The 15,274-nt window shown below is 66.8% G+C and carries 14 protein-coding genes; 4 read left to right on the top strand and 10 right to left on the bottom strand.

The window, feature by feature from the left end; translation table 11 throughout:
• Position 1: 1 nt before the first annotated feature.
• Positions 2-1,438 carry an APC family permease gene (locus ACZYZ7_RS21235; protein ID WP_450072248.1) on the bottom strand — a complete coding sequence of 479 codons (1,437 nt, stop codon included), beginning with the start codon at positions 1,436-1,438 and terminating at the stop codon, positions 2-4.
• A complete protein-coding gene (locus ACZYZ7_RS21230) occupies positions 1,435-2,847 on the bottom strand; it encodes an amidase (protein WP_450072247.1) in 1,413 nt (470 codons plus the stop codon). Before ACZYZ7_RS21230 ends, ACZYZ7_RS21235 begins: the two co-directional genes overlap by 4 nt.
• Before the next feature lie 59 nt (positions 2,848-2,906).
• On the opposite strand from ACZYZ7_RS21230, the gene ACZYZ7_RS21225 reads away from it, so the two are divergent.
• A complete protein-coding gene (locus ACZYZ7_RS21225; RefSeq protein ID WP_450072246.1) occupies positions 2,907-3,527 on the top strand; it encodes a TetR/AcrR family transcriptional regulator in 621 nt (206 codons plus the stop codon).
• A 5-nt stretch (positions 3,528-3,532) separates the two neighbouring features.
• On the opposite strand, the gene ACZYZ7_RS21220 is transcribed toward ACZYZ7_RS21225, so the two are convergent.
• The 8 genes from ACZYZ7_RS21220 to ACZYZ7_RS21185 form a co-directional block, all read right to left on the bottom strand.
• The gene (locus tag ACZYZ7_RS21220) at positions 3,533-4,270 is read right to left on the bottom strand and encodes an SDR family NAD(P)-dependent oxidoreductase (protein WP_450072245.1); all 738 of its coding nucleotides are present in this window, start codon (positions 4,268-4,270) and stop codon (positions 3,533-3,535) included.
• Positions 4,271-4,340: 70 nt separating this feature from the next.
• Positions 4,341-5,363 (bottom strand): phosphotransferase, encoded by a 1,023-nt coding sequence (locus ACZYZ7_RS21215; RefSeq protein WP_463741932.1) that lies wholly within the window; start codon positions 5,361-5,363, stop codon positions 4,341-4,343.
• A 50-nt stretch (positions 5,364-5,413) separates the two neighbouring features.
• Positions 5,414-6,616: a cytochrome P450 gene (locus ACZYZ7_RS21210; protein ID WP_463741750.1), complete on the bottom strand. Its 1,203-nt coding sequence runs from the start codon at positions 6,614-6,616 to the stop codon at positions 5,414-5,416.
• A 114-nt stretch (positions 6,617-6,730) separates the two neighbouring features.
• A complete protein-coding gene (locus ACZYZ7_RS21205; protein ID WP_463741749.1) occupies positions 6,731-7,717 on the bottom strand; it encodes a LacI family DNA-binding transcriptional regulator in 987 nt (328 codons plus the stop codon).
• Positions 7,714-9,048, bottom strand: a complete 1,335-nt coding sequence (locus tag ACZYZ7_RS21200; protein ID WP_463741748.1) for an MFS transporter — start codon at positions 9,046-9,048, stop codon at positions 7,714-7,716. The genes ACZYZ7_RS21205 and ACZYZ7_RS21200 overlap by 4 nt, the downstream gene beginning before the upstream one ends.
• Positions 9,049-9,135: 87 nt before the next feature.
• Positions 9,136-9,669, bottom strand: coding sequence for an alkyl hydroperoxide reductase AhpD (gene ahpD, locus ACZYZ7_RS21195; RefSeq protein WP_135456900.1), 534 nt, complete (start codon positions 9,667-9,669; stop codon positions 9,136-9,138).
• Positions 9,670-9,671: 2 nt separating this feature from the next.
• Positions 9,672-10,259: a peroxiredoxin gene (locus ACZYZ7_RS21190; protein WP_135456902.1), complete on the bottom strand. Its 588-nt coding sequence runs from the start codon at positions 10,257-10,259 to the stop codon at positions 9,672-9,674.
• Between the two features lie 117 nt (positions 10,260-10,376).
• Entirely contained in the window at positions 10,377-11,051 is a 675-nt protein-coding gene (locus ACZYZ7_RS21185) for a nucleoside/nucleotide kinase family protein (protein ID WP_450072241.1), read from the bottom strand.
• An 87-nt stretch (positions 11,052-11,138) separates the two neighbouring features.
• Between ACZYZ7_RS21185 and ACZYZ7_RS21180 the strand changes: the two genes are divergently transcribed.
• The 3 genes from ACZYZ7_RS21180 to ACZYZ7_RS21170 all read left to right on the top strand — a co-directional run bounded on the left by ACZYZ7_RS21180 (position 11,139) and on the right by ACZYZ7_RS21170 (position 15,061).
• On the top strand, positions 11,139-12,572 hold the full coding sequence (locus ACZYZ7_RS21180; protein WP_463741747.1) for a neutral zinc metallopeptidase: 1,434 nt from the start codon (positions 11,139-11,141) through the stop codon (positions 12,570-12,572).
• Between the two features lie 27 nt (positions 12,573-12,599).
• Positions 12,600-13,136, top strand: coding sequence for a DUF4333 domain-containing protein (locus ACZYZ7_RS21175; RefSeq protein WP_450072239.1), 537 nt, complete (start codon positions 12,600-12,602; stop codon positions 13,134-13,136).
• Positions 13,137-13,228: 92 nt separating this feature from the next.
• Positions 13,229-15,061, top strand: a complete 1,833-nt coding sequence (locus ACZYZ7_RS21170) for a fatty acyl-AMP ligase (RefSeq protein ID WP_463741746.1) — start codon at positions 13,229-13,231, stop codon at positions 15,059-15,061.
• The last annotated feature ends 213 nt before the right edge of the window (positions 15,062-15,274 follow it).

Below are 15,274 nucleotides of genomic sequence, written 5' to 3'. Positions count from 1 at the left end.
GTCAGTCGGCGCCGGCTTCGCTCGGGCGCCGGCCTCGGGTGATCCGCGCCCAGACGTAGCCGCCGAGGCCGACCAGCGGCAACGGAGCTACCAGTGCCCAGTTGACCCAGTCGGTGCGGCCCGTGAGCAGATCGAGATTGGTCAGCATGAGGTAGAGGCCGACGATCAACCCGGCCGCACCGAGCGCGGGCGCCACCCAGACCCGGAATGCCGTGTTGCCGCGGCGATCCCGTGCGAAGAACCGGATGACCGCTGCCATGCAGAGGACCTGCAACACCACGATTCCGACGATGCCCACGGTGTTCGTCCACAGCAGGAGGTGCAGATACGGATCGCCGTGCAGCCCCACGGTGACGGCGATCAGCAGGACCGATCCGAGTGTTGTCACCACGCTGGCCCGGCTGGGAGATCCGAACCGCGGGTGCGCCTGTCCCAGCCGCGCGGGCAGGATCCGGTCCCGGCCGAGGGCGAACATGTACCGCGAGGTCGCGTTGTGGAACGCGATCGTGGCCGCGAGGATGCTCGTCACGATCAGTAGGTCCATGGTGGTCTTCGCCCAGCCACCGAGGTAGGTGTCGGCGAGGCCGAAGTACAGGCTCTGGAAGTCGTCTGCCTGGGTCATGGCAAGCAGCTTGTCCACGCCGAATGCGTCGACCGCGATCCAGGTGGTGAATCCGTAGAACAGGGCGAGGAACGCCACCGCGGCGTACGTTGCCCGGGGCACGGACCGCTCCGGGTTCCGGGCCTCCTCGGCATAGATCGCCGTGCTCTCGAAGCCGATGAAGGCGCCCAGCGCGAGAACGAACATTCCTCCCGCACCGGAGTTGAAGACGTTGGCCGGCTCGAAGGGTTGCGACGACAGATTGGCTGAGCCGTTCTTGATGAGAATGGTGATGGACAGCACCGCGAGGATCAGAACCTCGAGGGTCATCAGCACTCCCAGAACCCGTGCGCCGATGTCGATCTGCCGGTAACCGAGTACTGCCACGAAAGCAGCACCTGCGAGGGAGTAGACGAACCAGTGCAGGTCGATACCCACGAGATCATGGACAGCCGTCTTCGCATACGAGCCGAAGAAGCCATAGAAGCCGAAGCAGACGAGCCCGTACGACAACAGCGCGAGGAGCGCCGACCCGACTCCGGCGGGTCGCCCGAGTCCGCGTCCGATGAAGGCGTAGAACGCGCCCGCGTTGCGCACGTGCTGCGCGAAGGCCGTCAGGCCGGCCGCGCACAGGATGTACACCAAACCACAGAAGACGTAGGCGCCCGGAGTACCCAACCCGCCCAGCCTGAACGCGAGCGGTGCGGACCCCGCAACCACCGCCAGCGGTGCCGCCGCGGCGATGACGAAGAAGACGATGTCGAAGGTCCCGAGCCGTCCGGACGCCAAGCCTCCGCCGGATACCCGCCGATCGGCGGCGGGTTGGACGGACGTCACCGTGCCAACTGGATGGGCAGGTCCGGCCACCATCCGGGATCAGTCCACAGCGCCAGTTCGTGCTCGAGCGCGGCGCCGACCCGGAACACCGTTGCGTCGTCGTAGGTGCGACCCACGATCTGAACCCCGGTGGGCACGCCGTTGGGCGCCCTGCCGGACGGGACTGCCAGTACCGGAACCCGTCCGATCACGTTGAACGGCAACGTCATCATGGTCTTGAAGACCTGCTGGGTGTCCAGACATGCGGCTTCGGCGTCGAGTCCGGTGACGGCCATGGTCGGACACACCAGCGCGTCGAAGCCCTCCATCAGCTCCCCGAACGGGCGGTAGAAGTCGGCCTCCGCGGACAGGCCCGCGACGTAATCGGATGACCCGGCAGCCGACGCTGCAAATGCCCGCGTGTAGGGCATCAGGGCCTGGAGCATCTCCGGGTCGCCCTCGGCGACCTGCTCGATGAACGGCCCCATCACGGCGCCGAAATGGGCCCACGCAGTGTCGAGTACCTGCTGGGTCTGCCACGGCAGGGTGACTTCCTGTACGTCGGCGCCTGCGGCCCGGAGCGCGGCGGCGACAGTCCGTGTGTTCTCCGCGATCACCGGGTCGACCGCGTAGTCGCCCAACGTGAGGCAGAGTGCGATCCGGGTGCCGCGCAGCGAGGTCACATCGGCGGAGACCGGTGCCGACTGCCGCAGGGACGCCTGATCCCCAGACCAAGGGCCCGCGATCACATTCTGGAGCAGCGCGACGTCGGCGACGCTGCGGCCCATGGGCCCATCGGCGCAGTACGTGTCGGAGTTGAACGGAGGGAGACCGGGGACCCGTCCGAACGGCGGCTTGTATCCGACGACTCCGCAGAACGACGACGGGATCCGGATCGAGCCGCCGATGTCGGAGCCGGTGGCCAGCACCGTCGACCCCGCGGCCAGCACGGCACCGGCTCCGCCGGACGAACCGCCCGGAGTGAGCGTGAGGTTCCACGGGTTGCGGGTCACGCCCCACAGGTCGGAGTGGGTGACCGGCGCGCAGCAGAACTCCGGTGTGGTGGTCCTGCCATGGATGACGGCCCCCGCCGCGCGGATTCGATCCACGATGGGATGGGTGATGTCGGCGATCCGGCCCTTCTCCAGCATGGACCCGTCCTCACAGAGGCGCCCCGCGACCGGCTGCTCGTCTTTGAGCATCAGCGGGATTCCCTCCAGCGGCGCGACCTCCTCACCGCGTACGAAACGTTGCTCCGACCGTCGGGCGTCTTCGCGGGCTTCGTCGAGCCATTGCTCGGTCACGGCGTTGACCGCGGGTTCGGTGGCGGCCGTCCTGGCAACGACCGCCTCGAGCAGTTCGCCGGGGGAAAGATCCCGGCTGCGAAACAGCGCCGTCGCCTCGACGGCGGACAAGTGATGCAGTTCCAACGGAAGCTCCTTAGTGACGTACATCGCACCGTACGACGTACGCCGATATTGTGAGATCCATGGGAAGAAGTCAAGCGGTACAGACAAAGTCGCGTCCCAAGTTGAATCGCGACAACGTCACCGCCGCCGCGATCGCGCTGATCGAACGCGACGGGCTGGAGATGTTGACCATGCGCGCCCTCGCCGACGAGCTCCGCTGCGGAACGATGAGCCTCTACACCCATGTCCGGAACCGTGACGACCTTCTCGAAAGCGTCGTGGAGCAGCTCATCTGCCTGCTCGACACCGACGCCCGGGCGGGAGAATCCTGGCAGCAGGCGATCCGGCGCGTGCTGGGCTCATATCGAGACGTGGCGGCGCGGTACCCGCGGACGTTCGAACTGTTGGCCCTCGCGCCCTACGACGAGCTGCCGGTGGCGCCCCACCTGGCCCAAGTGCTCAACGTCCTACAGGGCGCGGGGCTCAACCCGGACCAGGCGCGCCACGTCCTCGCCGTCACCGATGCGTACGCGTCCGGCTTCCTCGTCGTCTGGGCCCGCAGTCACGCCACTCGCCGGCCGGGCAACCTGCCCGCGCCGTGGCCGAGCCTGAGCGACCTCAGACACCTCGACGAATTCGACCGAGGGCTCACCACGATCATCGCCGGGCTGACCGAAACGCTGGGGCCCATCGCCGGCTGACCGGGTCACGCGTGACGGCTGGTCACTCCCCCGTCCACCACGAGCTGCGTGCCGGTGATGAACGACGCCTTCGGCGACATCAGGAACGCGACGGCGGCCGCGACCTCGTCGGGCTGACCGAGCCGGCCCATCGGCGCAGCCTGTTCGAAGCTCGCGCGGATCTCCTCGACGTCCAATGCGATCTGCAGCATCGGGGTGTGAATGAAGCCGGGGCACACCGCGTTGACGCGAATTCCCAACGGGCCCAGCTGGGCAGCCATCGACCTCGTCATGCCGAGCAGTCCGGCCTTCGAGGCACAGTAGGCCGGGATGAACGGGTTGGCCGCCAGACCCTCGATGCTCGAGATACCGACGACCGCGGGCGATCCACCGTCGGCGGCGGACTTCTCCAGGTGGGGCAACAGCAGCTGCATCAGCAACGCCTGTGCACGCAGGTTCACGTCCAGCACCGCGTCCCAGGACTCCTCGGTGTAGGCGCCCACCGGTTCGGGAAGCACCCGGCCCGCGGCATGCACCAGGCCGTCGATGCCGTCGAGCGCCTGAGCCGCCTCCTCAACCGCCGCCGACAGCGCACCGGTGTCACACACGTCGATCACCGCCGAGGGCATACCCAAGCCGTCGGCCACATCACGGACCTCGGGGGCTATGTCCCACAACGCAACCCGTCGACCGTCGGCGATCAGCGCCTCCGCGCTGGCCCGGCCGATCCCCGACGCTGCACCTGTCACCACCACACCTGTCATGCCGGACACCGTAGTGGCTCGGCGGGTGTCCAGATTGAGGATTCCCGTCAGGCGGTCGGTTTGACGGAGTTCACCGACCGACGAGATCGGCCAGCGCCTGCGCCGTCTGCAGATCCTCGTACGCGGCCGAATACCGCTGGGCCAGCGCGAGGGCGATGTCCGGGCGCTGCCACAACTCGCCCGCGCTGGTAGTCGCCAGCCAGGTCATCAGCCCGTGCGCGACCGAAGCCCGGTAGCGCAGCCAGATCTCATCGGGCGACGGCAGTTCGTCGGCGGGCAGTCCGAGCTCGTCGCGGTACTCCTCGAGCAACTGACGCTCGGACAGCCGGCGGTCCTCCGTGGTCAACGCGCCCTGCAGGAAATAGCCGAGATCCAAGGAGAAGTTGCCGTGACGGGCCACCTGCCAATCGAGGAACCCGACATCTCCGTCGGGCACCAGATAGGTGTTCCCGATGTGCGGATCGCCGTGCAGCAGTGTCTGAGCGGTGTCGGGCACGGTCAGTGTCCGGATGAAGGGCTTCCAGATCCCTTCCACCAGGTGGTCGATCGTCAGTGCGCGCACCGAGGGCGGGGCATCGTCACCCAACCGGTCGAGCGCAGCAGGTAAAGGCGCCCACTGCATGCCGTCCCACGGAACGAACGGCTCCAGCCACTCCAGACCGGGACGGCGCACGCGCGCGCCCCAGAACGCACCGTGCAGCCGGGCCAGGCCGCGCACGCCGTGCGCCGCCTGCTCCACGGTCAGCGGCCGGGTCGCGTCACGCGGATCAGCGGCACGGGCGGTGAGATCCTCCATGACGAGGACGAAGTCTTCGTCGCCCTCATCGATCGGCGCGGCGTAGACCGTCGGATGTTCCAGCGGCAGCTCGATTTTCGAGTTGAACAGCCTGGGCTCATGCAGCAGGCCGCTGGTGTACTTGATCATCTCCTTGTGTCCGGGGTCGACGGCCTTGGCGAACACCGTGGCGGGTCCCGAACCCGCCGAGTACGTGACCGACAGGCGCGCCCGACGGTTGGTGCCGTCGTCGCGCATGTCGACGGTCACGCGGTCCACCACCGCGCCCGGGTGGTGATGGACCAGCGCCGCCGTCATCCACTCCGGCGTGACCTCGGCCCAGTCCTTGGGGACGGTCAGCGCGGCGGTCACCGGAGGAACGCCGGCATCGAATCCCAGCCGCGGACAGTCGAAGTCGGCGACAGCTCGGCATTGTCGAGATCGACATCCCACTCCGGGAATCGCTTGAGCATCTCCTCCAAAGCGATCCGGCCCTCCAGTCGCGCGAGCGCCGAGCCCAGGCAGTAATGGGTGCCGACGCTGAACGCCAGATGCTGGCGCTGCTCGCGGTGAATGTCGAAAACCTCACCGTCGGGCGGGAACTGACGACTGTCGCGGACCGCCGCACCGATCAGCATCATCATCACGCTGCCCTCGGGAACCGTCTGGCCGTAGAACTCGACGTCACGGGTGACGTAACGGGCCACGTGCGGGGCCGGCGGCTCGAATCGCAGCAGTTCTTCGATGGCCTGCGGGATGAGCGCGGGATTCTCGACCAATTGGCGGCGCTGATCCGGATGCTCGGCGAGCACCTTTGCCGCCCAACCGATCAGCCGCGTGGTGGTCTCGTTACCCGCACCCGCCACCACATTGATGTAGATCAGCAGTTCCTCGCGGGTGAGCTTGCGGGTAACGCCGTGCTCATCGGTGAACTCGACGTTGAGCAGGTCGGTCATGATGTCGTCGGACGGATTGTCCTTGCGCCAGTCGATGTACGTCTCGAATATCGAGCCGTCGACCAGACCCTCGCGGGCCGCTTTCATCGGCTTGCCGGCCTCGGTGCGCAACTGATCGTTGCCGTGGTCGCGGATCATCTCCTGGTCGTCCTCGGGGATGCCCAGCAGCGCACTGATCACCCGCATCGGCATGACCGCGCCGAAATCCTTGATGAAGTCGACCTTGCCGGCACCCACCAGCGGGTCGAGTGACTGCGCGCAGAACTCCCGGATCTTGGGCTCCAGCGCATTGATCTTGCGGGGTGTGAACATCCGGGCCAACAGCTTGCGATGCACGGTGTGGATCGGTGGATCCTCGAAAATCAGGGCGCCCGAGGGGACGTCGATGTTCGCCTTGATCAGTTCGATGATCGCGCCGCGGGCCGAGCTGAAGGTCTCATGGTCGACGAGTCCCTTGTTGACATCGGCGAAACGGCTCAACGCATAGAAGTCGTGTTGCTCGTTGTAGTACAGCGGCGATTCCTCGCGCAGCCGGGCGAACGTCGGATACGGGTTGGCGTTGATCTCGACGTCGTACGGGTCGAAGTACACGTCACTGGTGGTGCTCACACTCACGGCGGTCCGCCTCTCTGAGGGCTGCGGAGAGTTACTTACCCGCGTAAGTTACACGGCGGGACGGGCACCGGACAAGGCCACCACGAGTTACGGTTTACAGTTCACATGTAATGCTCAGGTGCTGTCGCGCACGATGAGCCCGGCGGGGTCGCTGCCGTCGACGTCGGCGACCGTCGGATATCCGAGTTCGGCCATCATGGCCGGGACCGCGGCATCGACAATGGTCTTGGCGTCGAAGGCGACAGAGGTCAGCGGTGGGCAGCTGACCGCACCCAGCGGTATCGCGTCGACCCCCATGACCGCGAGATCGTCAGGGCAGCGCAAGCCGGCCCGGCGTATCCCGTGCAGCACCACGAACGCCGTCTCATCGCTCTGCGCACATACGGCCGTCACGCCCCCGGACACCCATTTCGACACGACGGCTGCCGCATCCGATCCGTCGGTGGCCACGCTGTCGACCTCGATCTCGGGCAGGCCGTGCTCGCCGGCGGCCACCCGCAGACCCGACAGCCAGTAGTCACCGAGCGGCCGCAGCACTTCAGAGCCGGAATAGGCGAAGCCCAGCCGCGTATGGCCGCGCGACATCAGATGCTCCACCCGCATCACCCCGACGGTCAGGTGCAACGATCCGAGCGCGCGCAGCTTCTCGCTGCCCAGGTAGATCTGCGGAATCCGCGCCGCCTCGACCGCCGCGGCAGCAGCACCGGTGAGTGGGAAGACGCCGGCAACGGCCACCGGGTTGAGGTTCGCCACCGCGTCGACGATGTTCTGGCCGTCGTCGGTCTCGAGCTGCATCGACAGCACGATGCCGTGCCGGCCGAGCGCGGTGGTGAGGCGACTGCCGACCTCCAGAGGTAGTTCGCCCAGATCCGTCCGCGGCACGATGTAGAGCACCACGCCGCTGCCACCGACCGCGAGGTTGCGGGCCGCCAGGTTGGGCCGGTAACCGAGATCGGCCGCGGCCTTGCGCACCGCGGCCTGGGTCTGCTCCGAGATGCGTTGCCCTTGAACGTTGTTGAGCACATAGCTGACGGTTGCCGTGGAGACATTGGCCAGTTTGGCAACGTCGGCTTTGGTCGGGCGTCCTCTTGTCGCGCTCACGGTGTCATCGTGACACGTTGCTGACCGGCTGGGTCATCCACACCCGACAGTGGCCGCCCCGCACTCTCGCGCAAGGTCAGGACGGTGGCCAGCGAGACGATGCCCGCGGCAATGAGGTACAGCGCGGGCGCCAGGTTGTTGCCGGTCGTCGCGGTGAGCCAGGTGACCACATACGGGGTCGTCCCGCCGAACAATGCCACCGCGATGTTGTAGCCGATCGAGAAACCGCTGTAGCGCACGCGGGTGGCGAACAGTTCGACGCCGGCCGTCACGGCAGTCGCCACATACACCGATTCGATGGCGGCCAGCACGCAGTGCCCGGCGATCGCCGCCGCCGCCGATCCCGAATTCATCAGCAGGAACAGCGGATACGCCAGCAAGACGAAGCCCACCGAGCCCGCGATCAGCAGGGGCCTGCGTCCGATCCGGTCCGACAGCGCCGCCAACGGCAGGATCAGGATCAGCGCCACCAGGCTGGCCAGGGTGATCGAGACGAATGCCTGGGTCTTGCTGAAGTGCAGCGTCTTGATGAAGTACGTCGGCAGGAAGGTGAAGACGACGTAGTAGCCGACGTTGAACACGATGAACAGGCCGATGACTTGCAGGATCGCCCGCCGGGCTGTGCCGACGGCTTCGCGCAGTGGCGAGGTGGCCACCCGGTCGGTCGCGTCGAGTTTGGCGAATTCAGGCGTGTCGTCGAGCCGCAGCCTGATGTAGAGGCCGACCAGGCCGAGCGGTGCGGCCACCAGGAACGGGATACGCCAGCCATAGCTCTCCATGGCGTCGGGCGGTAGATATGCCTGCAACACCGTGACGGTGATCGAGCCGAGCAGGAAGCCGAGCACGCCAGACCACGCGATGAACGTCACGGTGAGCCCACGCCATCGGGTGCCCGCATATTCGGCGAGATACACTGCGCCGCCGCCGTATTCGCCGCCGGCCGAGAATCCCTGCAGGCACCGCAGCAGGAGCAGCAGCAAGGGTGCGGCCACGCCGATGGTCGCGTAGGTGGGCAGCAGGCCGATGCCCAGCGTGGCGGCCGACATCAACAGGATCACCACGGCGAGCACCCGCTGGCGCCCCAGCCGGTCCCCCAGCGGACCGAAGACGAAGCCGCCGAGCGGGCGCATGAAGAACGCGGCGGCGAAGATCGCGAATGTGTTGAGCAGTGCGGCTGTTTCGTTGCCGGACGGGAAGAAGTTGGCGGCGATGTAGGTCGCCAGGAATCCGTAGATGGCGAAGTCGAACCATTCCACCGCGTTACCGATGGACGCGCCGGTGATCGCTTTCCGCACGATGGGGTCGATGCGGGCGTTTCTCTTCGGTGCCATCAACAGAAAACTCGCCTCTCCAATCGCGAGAGGCGAGTTTATCTGTTGGGTTATGCGCGTAAGCCCCTTTTGTGGAGGCTTACGACATCAGACTGCGGCGAGCGCGTCCGCGGTGAGCAGCGCCTGGGCCACCCCGGAGACGATCGACGCCAACCGAATGGCTTCGAAGATCGTCGTGCGGGACACCTCGGCGTCGCGCAGCACGGTCTCGTGCGCCGACAGGCAGTGCGAGCAGCCATTGATTGCAGACACCGCCAGCGACCACAGCTCGAAATCCGCCTTGGGCACACCAGGGTTGGCGATGATGTTCATCCGCAGACCTGCCCGCAGATCGTCGTAGCGACCGTCGAGCTGACCCTTGGTGCGGTAGAAGACGTTGTTCATCCCCATGATCGCCGCAGCGCCGAGGGCGCCGTTGTAGGCCTCCGCACTCAGCACGTCGAGGGCGTCCTCGGAGATCTCCTTCAGCAGGCGCTCCGACTTGGTCGCCGCAGCGGTGGCCACCAGGGCACCCCACAGCTGCTGCTCGGTGAGCTCGGTCGACTTCACGATGCTGCCGAAGTTGAGCTTGAGGTCCTTCGCGTACTCCGGAAGCGCTTCCTTGATGTTGTCGATGCTCACGGTTACACCGCCTCGGCCAACAGCTCGCCGGCGTTCAGCGTCGGGTCGCCCTTCTTCCAGTTGCAGGCGCACAGCTCGTCGGACTGCAGCGCGTCGAGAACGCGCAGCACCTCGTCGACGTTGCGTCCCACCGAACCAGCGGTCACGGAGACGAACTGGATCTCGTTGTTGGGATCGACGATGAAGGTGGCGCGGTCAGCCACACCGTCGGCGTTGAGCACGCCCGCGGCCTGCGAGAGCTCACGCTTGAGGTCCGAGACCATCGGGAACGGCAGCGTCTTCAGATCCTCGTGCTGCGCACGCCACTGGAAGTGCACGAACTCGTTGTCCACCGACACCCCGATAACCTTGGCGTCGCGATCCTCGAAGTCCTCGTTGAGCTTGCCGAACGCGGCGATCTCGGTCGGGCACACGAAGGTGAAGTCCTTGGGCCAGAAGAAGACGATCCGCCACTTACCCTCATCGTCCTTGTTGGTGACGCGGGTGAAATAGTCATCGGGCTGCTTGGCGTCGACCTTGGACAGATCTCCGCCAACCACGGCCGTCAGGTCGTATTCCGGGAACTGAGAACCAATCGTCAAAAGCGCCATCGCAACCTATCCAATCTCGCATGATTTTCTGGAATGATTCCAGATTTACACCTAGATTCTGGCCGCGGCTGATAGTTATAGCAACTCGATCAGACGTGAGAATGCGCACAGACGACATCAGTGTGAGTTGGGCATCACTGGGCCCATCGCGGCGGCGATCGACACCAGCAGATCGGCCCGCGACGCGGTGGCGGCCACCAACCTGGCATTGGGTTCGTCGACCTCGGCGACCCAGCGCTGCGCCACCTCGGCCGGCTTGCCGAAATTGATATGACGGGCCACCAGGCGCGCGACGCGCACTTCGTCTTGTATTGCGCAGTACCAGATTTCATCGATCTCAGCGGCTACCGTCGACCACCCCGGGTCGTCGAGCAACAGATAATTGCCCTCGGTGAGCACCACGGCCGCGTCCGGCAACACCGGGATCGCACCGGCCACCGGTTGCTCGATGTCGCGCTCGAAGCCCGGGGCGTAGACCACCTCGGTGCGTGCGCGGATACGGCGCAGCAGCGCCGCATAGCCGGCAACGTCGAAGGTGTCGGGCGCGCCCTTGCGGTCCAGCCGGCCCAGTCGGCGCAGTTCCACATCGGCGAGGTGGAACCCGTCCATCGGAACGTGGGCCACCGCGTCGACGCCGAGGCGGACCCGCGCCGCGGCGACCAGCGCCTCGGTCAGCGTGGATTTACCCGCCCCCGGCGCCCCGGCGATCCCGATGACGGACGTCCCCGGCTCTGCCGCGCGGGCCAGTACCCGGGCCAGCAGATCGTCGAACGTGCACATAACGGGTGCCATTGTCGCGCAGGTCACCGACGGCCCGTGCCGAACATCGGCACGAGCAGGTAGAACTGGCTGAGGCGGATCGCACGGAAGGCGGCTCAATTGGCGAGGCTTCGCTGGTGGCTCGGTCTGGCCTGTTGTGCGGTATTGCTGGCCGGCTGCGGGAACGCCCCGGTGGTCGGGGGCCGGGCGACCTCGATGATGTTTCTGCCCGACCGGGTCGGCGGCCTGCCGGTGACCGACGGCCACAGTGGCATCCGGTCCGACGCACCCGGGCCGACCCGCCGTGCCGAGAACACCGACGGCGGCCAGATCGACGACCTGGCCCTGCTTGCCGTCGACGACATCGAGAATTTCTGGTCGCAGAACTACACCGGTGGATCACTGCCGGGAACCTTCACCCCCGTGTCCCGGCTCGTCTCGTTCAACTCCGACCTCTCCCCCGGGCTCGAGATCTGCGGGGAAAACACCGTCGGGCTCACCAACGCCTTCTACTGCCTCAAGAGCGACGTGATGGCCTGGGACCGCGGCGTGGCGATTCCCGTTGCGGCACAGTATTTCGGCCAGATGGGTGTCGTCGGGGTGATGGCCCACGAGTACGGCCATGCGGTCCAGCAGCAGGCCCGGCTGATCAACGAGAGCACGCCCGTGCTGGTGGCCGAGCAGCAAGCCGACTGCCTCGCCGGGGTCTACCTGCGCTGGGTGGCCGCGGGTAAATCACCGCGCTTCGAGTTGAGCACCGGTGACGGCCTCAACCACGTCCTGGGCGGTCTCATCTACATCCGCGATCCTCTGATGACACGGGTCGACGCGACGCTCACCGGCAACGAACACGGGTCGGCGCTGGACCGCGTCAGCGCGTTCCAGATCGGCTTCAGCGGCAACGTCGACCAATGCGCGGCCATCGACTCCGACGAGATCAAGAACCGTCGCGGTGATCTGCCCAAGTTCCTCGACTTCTTCGGCGGGCCGCAGAGTGCGAACAGCACGATCACCGCCGATCTGCTGGACAAGACCATGCAGTCACTGCAGCAGGTCTATGCACCGGCCAACCCACCGACGTTGAGTACCGAGCCCACCGCATGTCCCGACGCGGGGCCGTCGCCGCCGGCGTCCTACTGTCCGGCGACCAACACCATCGTGGTGGATCTCGACGGGATGAAAGCGTTGGGGGAAGCCAGGAATGAGAACGACGAGCGTGAGCTCCTACAAGGCGACAATTCGGCAATCTCCGTCCTGACATCGCGGTATGCGCTCGCCGTGCAGCACGCGAAGGGCCTGGTACTCGACACTCCGGTGGCAGCCATGCGCACCGGCTGCCTGACCGGTGTGGGGCAGGCCAGGATGGCCGAGCCCGGTCTACCGATCACGCTGTCAGCCGGTGACACCGACGAGGCGATCAGCGGCCTGCTCACCAACGGGCTGGCCGCCAGCGACGTCAACGGCAGGGTGCTGCCCGCCGGGTTCACCCGCATCCTGGCCTACCGGTCCGGCCTGCAAGGCGACGACGCGCAGTGCTACCAACGGTTCGCGTGAGCTGATGAGTCGAGTCGAGGAGAGTCGATGAGCGGTCCCGACCAACCATGGTGGGCGCGGCCGGGCGGCGCACCCCTGCCGGGCGGCACTCCGCCACCTGGGGCTCGCCCGGCCCGGCCGGCGTGGACGCCGCAACCCCCGCGACAGCCGTCGCCGCCCCAGCAGCCGCAGCACCATGCGCGGCCCGCGCCACCGCCACGCGCACCGCAACCGCCGTCGCAGCCCAAGCCGACCGATAGGCGTCTGCTCATCGGTGCGGCCATCGTCGTGGGGGCAGTCGCGGTGGTCGGCACCGGGCTGTGGGCGTGGAGCCGCTCGGATGCCACCGGCACCCGGCTGGACGTCCGTCAGGCCGAGGCCGGGGTGGCGCAGATCTTGTCCGATCCGGTCAACGGCTACGGGGCCAACCGGGTCGTTGCGGTGGCATGCAACGGCGGCAAGAATCCGGTCGTGCGGACAGGCGCGACGTTCACCTGCGCGGTTGAGGTCAACGACACGCTGCGCCGGGTGATCGTGGAATTCACGGACAATAACGGGACTTATGCCGTTGACGGGCCCCGATAGAGAGACGCACGACACATTTTCGGCACTCGGTGATAACCCACACCCGACCACGCTGCCAGGCTTTATTAGAGCCGCTATTAGTCTTACGGGTTATGGGTCGGGTTCCCGCTGCAACCAGTGCTGTTGATTCGTCGGTGTCGAACGTCGAAAACTACGTTCGCGACGACGGCACGATCGTCGTACCCGACGGGGTCACCTTGACGTCGTTCCTGGATCGCAACCGGTTCATCTATGGAGATGAGCCTGCGTACCGCTTCCTCGATTACTCGACCGACCCCGAGGGTCGTGCCGTCGAGCTCAGCTGGAATGCCATGTGGTCACAGGTGTGTGCCGTCGGCGCCCGACTGCAGCAGGTCACCAAGCCCCGCGACCGGGTGGCGATCCTGGCCCCGCAAGGTGTCGAGTACGTCGCGGCGTTCTTCGCGGCGGTGCACGCCGGCAACATCGCGGTGCCGCTGTTCGCGCCGGCGCTGGCCGGTCACGCCGAGCGACTGGCCGCAGTCCTGGCCGATGCCAAACCGACGGCAGTGCTCACCACGACGTCTGCGGCCGAATCGGTCCGCACGTTCATCAAGACGCTGCCGGCCGCCGAGCGGCCCCGCGTGATCGCCGTCGACGCCGTCCCGGACACGCTGGCCGAGATGTACGTCGACCCCGAGGTCGACATCGACGACATCGCCTACCTGCAATACACGTCGGGGTCGACCCGCACGCCTGCCGGTGTGGAGATCACCCATCGCAACGTGTGCACCAACGTCATCCAGATGATCCTGGCCGGCGATCTCGACACCGGTATCCGCAGTGTCAGCTGGCTGCCGCTGTACCACGACATGGGCCTGATCATGATCATGTTCCCGGCGCTGTGCGGTGGACACATCAGCCTGATGGACCCGATGGCGTTCGTCCGCCGCCCGTACCGCTGGATCAAGCGGCTGGCCGAAGAGGCTGCACACGGTCGCACCTTCGCCGCAGCCCCGAACTTCGCCTTCGAGCTGGCTTCCGAGCGCGGCCTGCCGCCCGAGGGCGAGACGCTGGACCTGACCAATGTGGTCACGCTCCTCAACGGCTCCGAGCCCGTGACCATGGCCGCCGTCGAGAAGTTCACCTCGGCGTTCGCCCCGTACGGGCTGCCCGCGACTGCGATCAAACCGTCCTACGGCATGGCCGAGGCGACGCTGTCGGTGGCCAGCATCGCCCCGAGCGCCGCGGCCACCGCGATCTACCTCGACCGCGAACAACTCAGCGCCGGACGCGCGGTGACCGTCGACCCGACCGACGAGGGCGCCGTCACACACGTCTCCTGCGGCCAGCCGATTCCGAACCAGTGGGCGGTCATCGCCAGCCCCGACGGTGACGAACTGGCCGACGGCACCGTCGGAGAAATCTGGCTGCACGGCAACAACGTCGGCCAGGGGTACTTCGGCCGCGTCGACGAGAGCGAGCGGGTATTCGCCAACAAGCTGCAGACCCGATTGACGACCGGTAGCCACGCCGAGGAGGTGCCCGACAACGGCCACTGGCTGGCCACCGGCGACCTCGGGGTCTACCTCGACGGCGAGCTGTACCTCACCGGCCGGATCAAGGACATGATCCTGATCGACGGACGCAACCACTACCCGCACGACATCGAGACCACCGTGAGCGCGTCGTCGCCCGCCGTGCGCTCGGGCTACGTCGCGGCGTTCTCGGTGGTCGGCGACCGCGGTGAAGAACTCGTGATCGTCGCCGAGCGGGCCGCCGGAGCCGGACGTGCCGAGCCCGGCCCGATCGTCGACGCGGTGCGCGCCGCGGTGTCACGCCACCACCAGATCCGGGTGGCCGACGTGCGCATGGTCGCCGCCGGCGTGATCCCCCGCACGACGAGCGGCAAGCTGGCTCGGAATGCCTGTCGCGCTGAGTATCTGAGCGGGAAGTTCAACAAGTAGGGCTGGTTCGTTCTGGCTTGGCGCCGAGTGCGACGCTAGGGTCGTGCTCCAGCGCGTAGTGCGACCCCAGCGTTGATTTCGATGCTGTGCCCCTCCGAACCCGCAGAGGCGTCGTAGATGACCGGACGTAGGTGGTGGATTCTCGGCGGGATCGGCCTTGTTGCGACGTTGGCGCTTGCTGCGGGCGTATTCGTACTGTCCAGTCGTCCGGCC

The organism is Mycobacterium sp. IDUB_17 (genome assembly GCF_055419465.1).
Note: the sequence above shows the minus strand (reverse complement) of the source record. Positions and strands in the feature narration are given on the sequence as shown.

Coding starts and splice junctions, on each gene's coding strand:
- ACZYZ7_RS21225 (WP_450072246.1), top strand. CDS start 2,907: ATGGGAAGAAGTCAAGCGGTACAGACAAAGTCGCGTCCCAAGTTGAAT.
- ACZYZ7_RS21220 (WP_450072245.1), bottom strand. CDS start 4,270: ATGACAGGTGTGGTGGTGACAGGTGCAGCGTCGGGGATCGGCCGGGCC.
- ACZYZ7_RS21170 (WP_463741746.1), top strand. CDS start 13,229: ATGGGTCGGGTTCCCGCTGCAACCAGTGCTGTTGATTCGTCGGTGTCG.
- ACZYZ7_RS21185 (WP_450072241.1), bottom strand. CDS start 11,051: ATGGCACCCGTTATGTGCACGTTCGACGATCTGCTGGCCCGGGTACTG.
- ACZYZ7_RS21215 (WP_463741932.1), bottom strand. CDS start 5,363: ATGACGGCGGCGCTGGTCCATCACCACCCGGGCGCGGTGGTGGACCGC.
- ACZYZ7_RS21175 (WP_450072239.1), top strand. CDS start 12,600: ATGAGCGGTCCCGACCAACCATGGTGGGCGCGGCCGGGCGGCGCACCC.
- ACZYZ7_RS21200 (WP_463741748.1), bottom strand. CDS start 9,048: ATGGCACCGAAGAGAAACGCCCGCATCGACCCCATCGTGCGGAAAGCG.
- ACZYZ7_RS21190 (WP_135456902.1), bottom strand. CDS start 10,259: ATGGCGCTTTTGACGATTGGTTCTCAGTTCCCGGAATACGACCTGACG.